Below are 12,882 nucleotides of genomic sequence, written 5' to 3' on the forward strand. Positions count from 1 at the left end.
CCCGACGCGTGCGGGTGTAGCTTGGGCGCTGTGACCCTGCCGCCCTCTTCCTCTTCTTCGCCGCGTGCTACTGCCAAAACTGCGGCGCGGCTGCCTGCCGGGGCCAAAGCCCGCGCTCCGCAGGTGTTGGCGGCCATGCAGACCCTCTACCCGGACGCCCGCACCGAGTTGCAGTTTTCCAGCCCCTTTGAACTGCTGGTCGCCACGGTACTCAGCGCACAGGCCACCGATGTCAGCGTGAATGCTGCCACGCCTGCCCTGTTTGCCCGCTACCCCGACGCGCAGGCCATGAGTCTGGCCGAGGCCGCCGACCTTGAACCCCTGATTCGGACGATTGGGCTGTACCGGGGCAAGGCGCGGAATCTGGCGGCGCTGGCCCGCCTGCTGATAGAGCGGCACGGCGGCGAGGTGCCCAACGATTTTGAGGCGGTGGTGGCGCTGCCGGGAGCGGGGCGCAAAACGGCCAACGTGGTGCTCAGCAATGCCTACGGCTACCCGGCCATTGCCGTGGATACCCATGTGGGGCGGCTGGCGCGGCGGCTGGGCCTGAGTACCCAAACCAACCCCGACAAGGTAGAGGCCGACCTCGGCAGGCTGTTTCCGCGTGACCGCTGGGTCTTTTTGCACCACGCGCTGATCCTGCACGGGCGGAGGGTGTGCATGGCCCGCAAGCCCGACTGTGCCGCCTGCCTGATGCGTGACTTTTGCCCCAAGGTCGGCGTGACCTTGCCGGAAGGTCAGCCCCAGAAGGGACAGCCCGCGAAAGGCAGTTTATGAACCTGCGCTTTTCCAATCAGGTGTGGCTGTTTTTGGCGGCCAGTTTCAGCTTCGGGCTGTCTCAGGCGTTCGCGGCCCTGTTCCTCAATTTCTATCTGCGGGAACTGGGACTGGGTGCCCAGTGGCAGGGCGTTCTGAATGCTCTGCCCGCGCTGACGTTGGCCCTGCTCGCGCTTCCGGCGGCGGGGTTGGCGCGGCGCATCGGCAATGTGCGTGCTATTGCGCTGGGCAGCGTGCTGGGGCTGGTGGGCGCGGTGGTGCTGGCCTCGGCCTCCGGCCCATTGATGGCAATGGTGGGCGCCATCGTACAGGGGGCGGGCACGGCGGCCCTGGTGGTGGCAGGCTCGCCCTTTATGGCTGCACATTCCACCCCCCAGAGCCGCGTCACGCTGTTCAGTGTGCAGAGTGCCCTGATGACCGGAGCGGGTTTTCTGGGCAACCTGCTGGGTGGGCGTGTGCCCGAGCTGTATGCCGCCAGCACGGGCACCGAGGCCGATGGTCTGGGCGCACTGCGGGCGGCGCTGTTGGTGGCCGCAGGGTTTCAGGCGTTGGGACTGATTCCGGTGCTGAGCCTGCGGGCGGGCAAGCACACGCCCGAGCCGGGAGGCCGCACCCTCGCCGTGCAAGACCGCCGCACCATGACCCGTCTGGTCACGCCCAACGTGTTGGTGGGACTGGGTGCGGGGGCCACCATTCCCTTCCTGAACGTGTTTATCGAGGGAAAATTCAATATCAGCTATGCCAGCCTCGGCACGCTGTTCGCGTGGGCCAGCCTCGCTACCGCTGCTACCGCCCTGATTCAGCCGTGGGTGGTGCGCCGCCTGGGGCCGCTACGGGCCGTGTTGGTGGTGCAGGCCAGCAGCCTGCCGTTTCTGGCCCTGCTGGGATTTGCGCCCGAACTCTGGATGGTCACGGCGGCCCTCTTTACACGCGGCGCACTGATGAACGCGGCTGGCCCGGTCTATTCCGCCCACGCCATGACCGTCCTCAGCGACAGGGACCGCCCGCTGTATTCCGCCGTCAACGTGATCGCGTGGGATCTGGGCTGGGCCATCAGCAGCATGTTGGCGGGCGTGGTGCGCGGGGCACTCCCCTTTAGTGTCGCCTTCAACCTTCTGTTTGCCTGGACGCTGACCATGTATGCGGGCAGTGTGCTGGCGATCTATCTGGGCCTTTACCGCCCTGCACGGCGGGCAGGCACGTTGAACCAGAAAATGGCCGGGAGTGTGGGCGACTGAAGGAAGGACCACGCCGCCCCAGGCCCAGAGCCTCCGCTCAGCGCCCGAACCGCCGCTCTCTGCCCTGAAAATCACGCAGGGCACGCAAGAAATCCACGCGACGGAATCCGGGCCAGTATACGTCGCAAAAGTAATATTCGCTGTATACGCTCTGCCAGAGCATGAAGCCCGACAGCCGGATTTCGCCGCTGGTGCGGATAATAAAATCGGGGTCCGGGGTGTCGGCGGTGTACAGGTGGGCGCTGATGTGCTCCGGCTCGAGGGTGTCGGCGGCCTGCTCCAGCGTCATTCCGGCCTCGGCCTGCGCGTGCAGATGCAGCTTGACGGCGTCCACGATTTCTTCCCGGCCACCGTAGCCCACGGCGATATTCAGGCGCATGCCGTCGTAGCCAGCGGTTTTTTCTTCCAGTTCCTTCAGGGCGTCCAGCACGTGCGCCGGAAACGCCTGATGTTGTCCGATGGCCCGCACCCGCACGCGGTTGGCATGAATGCGCGGGTCGGTGGCGAGGTTGCGGGCCTCGCGCTCCAGCAGACTCAGGATGTGGGCCAGTTCTCCGGCGTCGCGTCCGGCGTTGTCGGTACTCAGCACCCAGATGGTGGCGGCGGGAATGCCGAGTTCCAGGCACCATTGCAGCACTTCATGGGCTTTGTCGGCCCCAAAAGAGTGGCCCACCTCCCGCTGAACCCCGGCAGCGCGGGCAAAACGGCGGTTGCCGTCCAGAATCAGGCCCAGATGACGCGGCAACTTGCCGTGTGCCCGGACCTCCCGTGCCAGCCGCTGTTCGTAGCCCCACAGCAGCGCCCCACGCGCCGCACTCCGGCCCTTCTGAGCGGTGGTGAGGGCCAGGGTCAGGGCGTTGTTCTTCGGTTTGTTGTCCGTGCCCCCGCTCATGGGCGGGCCACAGCAAAGGCCGCACCGAACAGAGTCGGTCTCGCCAGAACAGACGGACATAGAAGAAACAGGAGCGTGCAGGAACCAGACATCACCCCATAGTTTAGCGCCGCCGCCCGCCCGGAACCGTCCGCCAAAAGTCGGGCAGGTTGAAGGGAATTCAGGTGCGCTGGCTCCCGCTTCAGCCGTCCGAGTTGCGGTCTACGCCGCTGGCTCCCATCTGGTCGGCGTCGCTGCCCTCTCCGGTGGGGTTCAGCATGCCGCTGTTGTCCATCTGCTTGGCGGGGTCGCTCTGGCCCGCGATGGCGTTGGGTAGGCCCTGCTGCTGGTGCTGCTCCACGGCGTCCTGCGTGGCCGCCGCATCTGCCGCCGTGCCCGCGCCGCCCTGCATGCTGGAATCGAGGTTGGTGTTGGCCCCGTGCGTGCTGGTCGCGTTTCCGGTGTGATTCTCCATCGTTTCCGGGGTGCTGCTGGTGGGTGCATTGCTAGAGGTGCTGCTCGGTTTGCCTTCGCCCATGCGTGGTGCCTCCTGTGTTGGTTTGCACCCTGTGTGGTGCTTGAATTGGTGGTGTCGGCAGTCTGGCGCGTGCGGGGGCGCGGTGGATGGGTGCGGCATTGATGAGGTGCTTAGGCAGCGGCCTCAGTTGTCCTCCCAACTGGAACGCCCGCTGCCCCTGCATTTGCCCCCATGCTCTAGGCTGACGCCGTGACTGTTCCGCTGCCGCCCTCTGCTCCTGCCCGTCCATCCACGACCCTCGATTCGGTGTCGCTGGGGGCCATTCTGGTCACGATCGTCTTCTGGGCCTCGGCCTTCGCGGGTATCCGGGCAGGGCTGGAAGCGTTTTCGCCGGGCCACCTCACGCTGTACCGCTTTCTGGTCGCCAGCGCCGCACTGGGCACCTTTGCGCTGGTCACGCGCATTCCCGTGCCGCCCCTGCCCGATCTGGGCCGCATCGCGCTGCTCAGTTTTTCGGGCATCACGCTGTACCACATCTGCCTGAATTACGGAGAAGTCAGCGTGCCCGCCGGAACCGCCAGCCTGATCATCGCGGCGGGGCCGGTGATCACGGCGCTGCTGGCGACCCGTTTCGGCAACGAGCGGCTGAATCTGCTGGGATGGGTGGGCACCCTGATCAGCTTTTCGGGCGTGGCCCTGATCGTGCTGGGCCGGGGCGAAAGCGTGAACTTTACGCAGGGGGCGCTGCTGATCCTGGCCGCCGCGCTGTTTACCAGCCTGTATTTCGTGTTCCAAAAGCCGCTGCTGGCCCGCATGAAACCGCTGCACTTTACGGTCTGGTCGCTGATGCTGGGCACCATTCCCATGCTGATCTTTCTGCCCGGATTCGGCTCCGAGTTGGCCCGCGCACCGCTGTCGGCACACCTCGCCGTCATCTATATCGGGCTGTTTCCGGCGGCGCTGGCCTACATCACCTGGTCGTTTGCTCTGTCGCGGGTGGGGGCCAATACCACGGCGTCGTTCCTGTATGTCAGCCCGGTGCTGGCTATTCTAATCGGCTGGCTGTGGCTGAAGGAAGTGCCGGGAATCATCAGTCTGGTGGGCGGCGCGGTGGCTATTGCGGGCGTGGTACTGGTCAATACGCTGGGCAAGCCGAGGAAAACATGAGCAGTCCCAAATCCGTTGCTGGCGAAGCTGTGTCCACCGATACCGCGCCTATTCAACTGGAGAATGTCACCGTGCGTCTGGGCGGCGAAACCGTGTTGTCGGGCGTGACACTGGATGTGCGGCGCGGCGAATTTCTGGCGATCATCGGCCCCAGCGGTGGCGGCAAAAGTACCCTGCTGCGCGTGATCGCGGGCCTGCTGAAGCCGCAGTCGGGGCGGGTGGAGGTGTCGTCAGCCCCGGCGCTGGTCTTTCAGGATTACCGGCTGCTGCCGTGGCGCTCGGCCCTCAGAAATGTGCAATTGCCGCACGATCTGGGCGTCGGAGATCTGGGCACAGGCGGCGGCCTGAGCGCCCGCGAAGCGCTGCATCTGGTGGGCATGGACGCCTACGCCGACTATTTTCCGGCGCAGTTGTCGGGCGGCATGCGGGCGCGGGTGGCGCTGGCCCGCGCTCTGGCCCAGAGCGGTGACGTGCTGCTGCTGGACGAACCCTTTGCGGCCCTGGACGCCCTGGTCCGCGAACGTTTCAACGCCGAACTGCGCCACCTGCACGAAAAAACGGGCCGAACCACCGTACTGGTCACGCATTCCATCCGCGAGGCCGCGACGCTGGCCGACCGGGTGGCTGTGCTGCGAGACGGGCGCATCGTGGATATTCTGGACACCCGCACCAAGGCCGTGCCGCCCGCCCCCACCTTAACCGAGGGCCGCCTACGCGACCTGCTGGGCACCGGAGACAGCACTCGCCTCCGTGCCGAGCGCCCACCGCCCCGGCCCCGCTTTCCCTGGGCACCTGCCGCTGCGCTGCTGGTGGGCCTGCTGGTGTGGGAACTGGCCGCCCGCGCCATCGGGGTGCCGCTGCTGTTGCCCGCGCCCGCGCAGGTCTGGGCCGAGCTGTTCAAAACGCCCGCCGAATTTGCCGAGGCTACGTGGGGCACGGCCCGGATCGCCCTGCTGGGTGCGTTGGTGGGCAGCGTGGCAGGCATTCTGATCGGCTACCCGCTGGGCAAACGGCCCGCGCTGGAGCGGGTGCTCAGTCCGTACGTCATCGCGTCGCAGAGCACGCCCATCGTGGTGCTGGCCCCGCTGCTGATCACGTGGTTCGGCTTCACGCTGATTCCCGCCGTGCTGGTCAGTGCCCTCAGCGCCCTGTACCCGATCATGATCGCCACCATCGTGGGCGTGCGCGAGGTAGACCGCACCTATCAGGAACTGTTCCTGAGCCTGCGGGCCAATTTCTGGCAGCGCCTGACCCGGCTGGAATTGCCCGGAGCCTTGCCCGTGATGCTGGGGGGCCTGCGCCTTTCACTCAGTCTGGCCCTGATCGGCGCGGTGGTCTGGGAATTTGTCAGCAACCAGAAACCCGGCCTGGGCTTTCTGGTCAATCAGGCGCGGGCCTACTACCAGACGCCCCGGCAATTTGCCGCCATTGCCCTGCTGATCGGGCTGGGCGTGGTGCTGTATCTGGGTGTGACGGCCCTGGAACGCCGGGTCATGCGGCGGCGGGGCCGAAGCAGACACTGAATCCGGCTTCGACCAGCGCCCTTCCCGAATTCTTGACCCTCTGACCGCCTGCACCCCCAGATAGGCACTTTGCCGACAGACCGTGCCACCTGTGCGGATACCCTGAGCAGCATGGACAGGCCGCTGGTGTGTGTGGGTGCGTTGGTGTGGGGGCCAGATGGCCGGGTGCTCTTGGTCAGGACGACCAAATGGCGGGGCGCATGGGGCGTGCCCGGAGGAAAAGTAGAGTGGGGCGAAACGCTGGAAGCTGCCACTAAACGCGAATTTCTGGAAGAAACGGGCCTGATCCTGCGGGACGTGCGCTATGCCCAGACGCAGGAGGCCGTCTTGTCGGAGGAATTTTTTAAGCCCTCGCATATGCTCCTGATCGACCATTTTGCGCGGGCCGATACTTTTGACATCGCGCCCAACGAAGAAATCGAGGCGTGGGAATGGGTAGAACTGAGCAAGGCCAACAGCTACCCGCTGAATTCATTTACGCGCACGTTGGTTGATCTGGCGCTGGCACGGGTTGATCTGGCGCTGCCACAGGAAAAAGCGTGAGTTCTCTGCGGGGTACGGCGCTGGTCACTGGTGCGGCACGCGGGATCGGGCGGGCGCTGGCGCTGGCGCTGGCCGCAGAGGGCTTCAATGTGGCGGTGCATTACCGGGGCAGTGAGTCGGATGCACAGGAAACGGCGCGTCTGTGTGAGTTGGCAGGCGTGCAGGCCGTCATCCTTCAGGCTGATCTGACGCAGCCCCAGCAGGCGCGGGAACTGGTGCAGCGGGCACACGTGGCCCTGCCCGGTTCGCCGCTGGCCGTGCTGGTCAACAACGTGGGCAATTATGTCCACAAGCCCCTGCTGGACACCACTGATGCCGACTGGGCCGAGATGCTGGGCAGCAACCTGACCGCCACCTTTGCCACCTGTCAGGCCGCTGCACCGCTGCTGCGTGAGGTTGGCTATGGCCGGATCATCAATCTGGGCTATGCCGGAGCAAGCAACATGGTGGCCCGCCCCGGCATCGTGCCCTACGTCATCGCCAAAGCGGGCGTGCTGCACCTGTCGCGGGCGCTGGCTGTGGTGCTGGCGGGCAGCGGCGTCAGCGTGAATGTGGTGTCGCCGGGGGTCATCGAAACCAGCGTCAGCCAACCCCTGCGCGAAATTCCCGCCGGACGCCCCGGCACCGTAGACGAACTCGTAGACGCCGCGCTGTACTTCGTGCGGGCCAGCGACTACATCACCGGGCAGGAGCTGGAAGTGGCGGGGGGCTGGAATCTGTAGGGTCGGGGAGTGGGAGAGGCGCGGGCTGATTCGCCCTCAGCGCCCCTTCTCCGCCTTCCAGGTGCCGCCGTACCTATATTCCGGGTTGCCTTCTTCGGCTTTGCGGCGGCAGGGGGGGCACAGAAAGACCCAGCCTTCGGCCTCAGCGCGGATCACGCGGTACATCACGGGCGACGGTTGACCGCACTGGGCACAGGGTTTTTCTCGCACGCGGTGGGTGGCGGGCATGGCCTCAGCATAAGAAACTGGGCCGAAGCTGGGATGTGAACCCCGCTCAGCGTTCGTCAAGTTCCCACGCCACTGAAACCCCGCCCCCTTGCGCCTAGACTCGCCCCATGACCGCGCCCGATCTGGCCCCCAAGTTTCACATTCACCTGCCGGACGGGTCTTGTTGCACCCCTGACGCTCCCAAGATTCCCCGGTTCGCGCACCTGCACCAGCACACGCAGTACAGCCTGCTGGACGGAGCCGCCAAGCTCAAAGACCTCCTGAAATGGGTCAAGGAAATCACGCCCAACGACCCCGCCTGCGCCATGACCGACCACGGCAACATGCACGGCGCGGTGCACTTTTACAACTACGCGGTGGGGATGGGCGTCAAGCCGATTCTGGGCTATGAAGCCTACGTGGTGCCCGGATTCGGCACTCGGCGCGACAAGAAGCCCGGTGTGAGCGGAGAAAAGGGCATCTTTCACCTCACGCTGCTGGCCCGCACCTTCGAGGGTTACCAGAACCTCTGCCGCCTCAGCTCTCGCGGGTATACCGAGGGCTATTATTACAAGCCGCGCATCGACCACGAACTGCTTCAGGAGCATTCCAAGGGCGTCATCGCCTTTTCGGGCTGCCTCGGCAGTGAGGTGCAGCAACTGCTGATGCATGGGCGCGAGGCCGAGGCGCGGGAAAGAATGCTGTGGTACCGCGACCTGTTCGGAGAAAACTACTACATCGAGATTCAGAACCACGGCATCGACCATCAGGCCCGCATCAACCCGATTCTGAAGGCGTGGGCGCAGGAACTCGGCATCGGCATGGTCGCCACCAACGACGGCCATTACGTGAAAAAAGAGGACGCCTCGGCTCACGATACGTTGCTGGCGATCCAGACCAAAGCCATGCTGGCCGACGAAAACCGCTTCCGCTTTCAGTGCGACGACTTTTACGTCAAGTCTCTGGACGAGATGCAGGTGGCCCTTCCGGTGGCCGAATGGGGCGAGGAACCCTTCGACAACACCGCCCACATTGCCGCGATGTGTGATGTAGAACTGCCAGTGGGCAACAAGCGCGTGTACCAGATGCCCGCGCTGCCCATTCCGCAGGGCCGCACCATGTCCGAGGAACTGCGCGTGCAGACCTACCGGGGCACGGTCAAACGCTACCCGGCGCACGCCACCGAAAGCCTGCTGCGAGACTACGCGGTGCGCTCTCTGGCCGAACTGGGCGAGGAAGATGCGGCGCGTGTCTTGGCCCGCGTGGACGGCTGCGACGCTACCAACTGCGACCTCGAAACCCTGCTGACGCTGATCGCCTTTCTGGGCAGCGAGTGGGAAGCACGCGGCAAGGCGGCAGGCCAGAAGTACACACCCTATCCGGCACTGGAGCGGATGGAGGCCGAGGCCGCTGCGGGCACGCTGCCGGGATACGCCCACGAGGATTGCCGCCGGGCACAGAAGCGCGATTCGGATACCTCCATCACTCTGGACCCTGCCGCCGACGACTCCGAAACCACCCGCGCCCACCACCTGCACGCGCTGACCATCCTGCGCCGCGCCGAATACGAACTGAGCGTCATCAACAACATGGGATTCCCCGATTACCTGCTGATCGTGGCCGATTACATCAACTGGGCCAAAGATCAGGACATCAGCGTGGGGCCGGGGCGTGGGTCGGGCGCGGGATCGCTGGTGTGCTACGCCATGCGGATCACCAACCTCGATCCCCTCGAATTCGATTTGCTGTTCGAGCGCTTTCTGAATCCTGACCGAATCTCCATGCCCGACCTCGATATCGACTTCAACGATGCCCGCCGCACCGAGGTCATCCAGTACGTGCAGGACAAGTACGGCGAGGACAAGGTGGCCCTGATTTCCACCTTCGGGACGATGGCAAGCAAGGCGTGCCTGAAAGACGTGGCCCGCGTGATGGGGCTGGAATACGCCAAAGTCGATAAGGTGTCCAAGCTCATTCCGATCAAGTTCGGCAAAAGCTATTCGCTGGAGCAGGCCCGCGAATCGGTGCCCGACATTCAGCAACTGCTGGCCGAAGACGCGCAACTGCTGGAAGCCTACGAGTTCGCGCAGAAGCTGGAAGGGCTGACCCGCCACGCCTCGGTGCACGCAGCGGGGGTGGTCATCGGGCGCGACAAATTGACTGATCTGGTGCCTGTGATGCGCGATACGTCGGGCGTGGGCATGGTCTGTCAGTACGACATGAAGGCCGTGGAAGACATCGGCCTCATCAAGATGGACTTTCTGGGCCTGCGAACCCTGTCTTTTCTGGATGAAGCCAAGCGGATTCTGCGCGAATCTCGGCCCGAATTCAGAGAAAAGGACATCGACTTCGACGCCATTCCCTTCGACGACGAAAAGACCTTTGAACTCCTGTCGCGGGGCGATACCAAAGGCGTGTTTCAGCTCGAAGGCGCGGGGATTGCCGACGCGTCCCGCCGCCTGAAGCCCCGGCGGTTGGCCGACATCATCGCGTTGTCGGCGCTATACCGCCCCGGCCCGATGGAAAATATTCCGACCTACGTGCGCCGCCACCACGGTCTGGAACAGGTGGACTACGTGCGCGACGGCTTTCCCAACAGCGCCCAGTGGCTGGAAAAAATCCTGGCCGAAACCTACGGCATTCCCGTCTATCAGGAACAGATCATGCAGATTGCTTCTGAGGTGGCCGGATTCAGTCTGGGTGGAGCCGACCTGCTGCGCCGAGCGATGGGGAAGAAGGACACGGCGGAAATGGCAAGGCAGCGTCAGATCTTTGTAGACGGAGCAGAGAAGAAGAATGTGCCCAAGGAAGAAGGCAATAAACTCTTCGATTTGCTGGATGCGTTTGCGAATTACGGGTTCAATAAGTCACACTCAGCGGCTTACGGCGTGATCAGTTATCAAACCGCTTGGCTGAAAGCAAACTACCCCGTGGAGTTTATGGCGGCTCTGCTAACCGTAGAGAGGCGCGATTCCGACAAAGTGGCCGAGTACGTTTCTGATGCCCGCAAGATGGACGTGCGGGTGTTGCCGCCTGACATCAACCGTTCCAATGCCGATTTTGCGGTAGAAGGCGAGGAAATCTACTTCGGAATGTACGCCATCAAGGGGCTGGGCGAGGCCGCCGTTCTGAAGATTCTGGAGGAACGCGAGCGGGCCGGAACCTTCAAATCTCTGGCCGATTTCTGCTCGCGTCTGGGCAGCAAGGTCTGCAACCGCAAGGCGCTGGAAAGCCTGATCAAGTCGGGGGCCTTCGACCTGTTTGGAGAGCGGCGTCAACTGATGGAAAGCCTGGAAGACGCGATGGAGGATGCGGCTGGCGCAGCAGAAATCAACGCCCGCGCCCAGAGCGGCATGAGCATGATGTTCGGTGCCGAAGAGGTGAAAAAGGAGCGGCCCCTCAGAACGGGTGTGGACGCCTACACCGACCTTCAGCGCCTCTCTATCGAGAAAGAAGCGCTGGGGCTGTACATTTCCGGCCACCCGCTGGAGCAGCACGAGGGCCTGCGTGAGGCCGCGAGTTGCCGCATCAGCGACCTTGATTCATGGTTTACCACCCAGAATGTGGCCCCCGGCAAACGCATCAAGGCGGTATTGGCGGGCATGATCGAAAACGTGGTCAAAAAGCCCACCAAATCGGGCGGCATGATGGCCCGCTTCATTCTGGCCGACGAGTCCGGGCAGACCGAACTGGTGGCCTTTTCCCGCGCCTATGACCGCATTCAGGACAAATTGGTCAACGATATGCCCGCGCTGGTGATCGTGGAACTGGAATCGGAAGACGGCGGCCTGCGGGCTATTGCCGAAGAAGTGGTGAGCGTGGAGCAACTGGCGGAAGTGCCCAAAGTCATGTACGTGACCATCGACCTGGAAACCGCCAGCCCCGATGCGGTGGGTGAGTTTCAGAGCGTGCTGGACGAACACGCGGGCAACATGCCGACCTACCTGCGTCTGGAGACGCCCGAACAGTTCGTGGTCTATCAACTTGATCACGCGATGGGCAGCCCACAGGCCATTAAGGTGCTGAACCAGACTTTCCCCTGGGCTGAGGCGTACCTTGCCTACGACCAGCAAACGATTCTGGGCCGGTTCGCGCCCAAGCCGCCCGCCTGGATGAACAAACAGGGTGGCGGGCGGGGCATGCAGGCTTGAGGGGCAGCTTGTCCTAGAGTTCCCAGCGGGCGGCGAAATCAGCGCTCAGGCAAATTGCCGGGTCATCAGTAGCAGCTTCAGTTCGTGCGGGCTGGTGGCCGTGTGCATGGCGTCTTCCTCGCTCATCAGGCCCGTTGCCACCAACTCGGCCAGGTGCTGATCGAAGGTGTGCATTCCGCGCATACCGCCTTCCAGAAGCGCCTGCTTGATTTCCTCGGTGCGGTTGGGGTCCTTGATGCACTCGCGCACGGTGGGCGTTCCCAGCATGATTTCCATGCCCAGCACGCGCCCGCCGCCCAGCTTGGGCAGGAGGCGCTGGCTGACCACGCCCACGATGGTTTCGGACAGGCCCAGCCGAATCTGCTCGCGCTCGTGGGGGGCGAAAAAGTCGATAATGCGGTTCACGGTTCGCACAGCGTCCTGGGTGTGCAGCGTCGAGAACACCAGGTGTCCGGTCTGAGCCGCGCTCAGTGCCGCTTCGACCGTCTCCTTGTCACGCATCTCTCCGATCAGGATCACGTCGGGGTCCTGGCGCATACTGGCCCGCAATCCGGCGGCAAAACTGAGGGTGTCGCTGCCCAGTTCGCGCTGGGAAATCAGGCCCAATTTATCGCTGTGCATGATCTCGATGGGGTCTTCCAGCGTCACGATATTCACGGGTTGGGTGGTATTGATGTAGTCGATGATGCTGGCCAGGGTGGTGGTTTTGCCGCTTCCAGTCGGCCCTGTCACCAGCACCAGACCGCGCTCGTGGCCTGCCAGACCCTCGAAGGTGGCGGCGGGCAGGCCCAGATCGGCAAAGCTGGGAATGGGCTTGTTCTCGATGACGCGCATGATCAGGCCCACCGAGCCGCGCTGGTGGTAGGCATTGACCCGGAAACGGGCCACGCCGGGCACACCGTAGGCAAAATCGGCGTCGCGGCGCGTCTGAAAGTCTTCCCACATGCCGGGGCGCGGCATCATTTCGGTGGCAAAGGTGGCGACATGTTCAGGACTCAGGCGCGTTTCACCAAAGCGCCGGATTTCGCCGTTGATGCGGCCAGCAGGAGCACTCCCGGCCCGCAGATGAATATCGCTGGCTCCTTCTCGAACCATGACGGCCAGCAGTTCCTTCAGCACACTCATACCGTGCACAGTAGCGGCGGGCCTCTTACAGCTTTCCCCCAGTCAGGGGGGTGAGGGGCGTGCGTTCGGATGCGAGCCTG

General features: G+C 64.0%; 11 protein-coding genes. 7 read left to right on the forward strand and 4 right to left on the reverse strand.

What is annotated here, in order from left to right; translation table 11 throughout:
• Positions 1–30: 30 nt before the first annotated feature.
• Both nth and F561_RS0106645 read left to right on the forward strand, forming a co-directional pair.
• Complete coding sequence (gene nth / locus F561_RS0106640; protein WP_281166579.1) at positions 31–777, forward strand: endonuclease III; 747 nt, start codon at positions 31–33, stop codon at positions 775–777.
• Entirely contained in the window at positions 774–2,015 is a 1,242-nt protein-coding gene (locus F561_RS0106645; RefSeq protein ID WP_019009169.1) for an MFS transporter, read from the forward strand. The genes nth and F561_RS0106645 overlap by 4 nt, the downstream gene beginning before the upstream one ends.
• 37 nt (positions 2,016–2,052) lie before the next feature.
• On the opposite strand, the gene F561_RS0106650 is transcribed toward F561_RS0106645, so the two are convergent.
• On the reverse strand, positions 2,053–2,907 hold the full coding sequence (locus tag F561_RS0106650; RefSeq protein ID WP_019009170.1) for an isoprenyl transferase: 855 nt from the start codon (positions 2,905–2,907) through the stop codon (positions 2,053–2,055).
• Between the two features lie 181 nt (positions 2,908–3,088).
• Entirely contained in the window at positions 3,089–3,424 is a 336-nt protein-coding gene (locus tag F561_RS24945; protein ID WP_019009171.1) for a hypothetical protein, read from the reverse strand.
• Between the two features lie 189 nt (positions 3,425–3,613).
• Here F561_RS24945 and F561_RS0106660 point away from each other — a divergent pair, with 189 nt between their 5' ends.
• The 4 genes from F561_RS0106660 (at position 3,614) to tmpR (ending at position 7,319) form a co-directional block, all read left to right on the forward strand.
• A complete protein-coding gene (locus tag F561_RS0106660) occupies positions 3,614–4,531 on the forward strand; it encodes a DMT family transporter (protein ID WP_019009172.1) in 918 nt (305 codons plus the stop codon).
• On the forward strand, positions 4,528–6,054 hold the full coding sequence (locus tag F561_RS0106665) for an ABC transporter permease subunit (RefSeq protein ID WP_019009173.1): 1,527 nt from the start codon (positions 4,528–4,530) through the stop codon (positions 6,052–6,054). The genes F561_RS0106660 and F561_RS0106665 overlap by 4 nt, the downstream gene beginning before the upstream one ends.
• 111 nt (positions 6,055–6,165) lie before the next feature.
• Positions 6,166–6,597, forward strand: a complete 432-nt coding sequence (locus tag F561_RS0106670) for an NUDIX domain-containing protein (RefSeq protein WP_026298655.1) — start codon at positions 6,166–6,168, stop codon at positions 6,595–6,597.
• A gap of 5 nt (positions 6,598–6,602) precedes the next feature.
• Entirely contained in the window at positions 6,603–7,319 is a 717-nt protein-coding gene (tmpR, locus tag F561_RS0106675) for a bifunctional dihydropteridine reductase/dihydrofolate reductase TmpR (RefSeq protein WP_026298656.1), read from the forward strand.
• Positions 7,320–7,355: 36 nt separating this feature from the next.
• Here tmpR and F561_RS0106680 read toward each other — a convergent pair whose 3' ends face one another.
• On the reverse strand, positions 7,356–7,547 hold the full coding sequence (locus tag F561_RS0106680) for a hypothetical protein (protein WP_019009176.1): 192 nt from the start codon (positions 7,545–7,547) through the stop codon (positions 7,356–7,358).
• A gap of 107 nt (positions 7,548–7,654) precedes the next feature.
• On the opposite strand from F561_RS0106680, the gene dnaE reads away from it, so the two are divergent.
• The gene (dnaE, locus tag F561_RS0106685) at positions 7,655–11,677 is read left to right on the forward strand and encodes a DNA polymerase III subunit alpha (RefSeq protein ID WP_019009177.1); all 4,023 of its coding nucleotides are present in this window, start codon (positions 7,655–7,657) and stop codon (positions 11,675–11,677) included.
• A 45-nt stretch (positions 11,678–11,722) separates the two neighbouring features.
• Here the strand turns inward: dnaE and F561_RS0106690 are convergent, their stop codons facing one another.
• Positions 11,723–12,802: a type IV pilus twitching motility protein PilT gene (locus F561_RS0106690; RefSeq protein WP_019009178.1), complete on the reverse strand. Its 1,080-nt coding sequence runs from the start codon at positions 12,800–12,802 to the stop codon at positions 11,723–11,725.
• Between the last annotated feature and the right edge of the window lie 80 nt (positions 12,803–12,882).

The organism is Deinococcus aquatilis DSM 23025 (genome assembly GCF_000378445.1).
Taxonomy (GTDB): Bacteria; Deinococcota; Deinococci; order Deinococcales; family Deinococcaceae; genus Deinococcus; species Deinococcus aquatilis.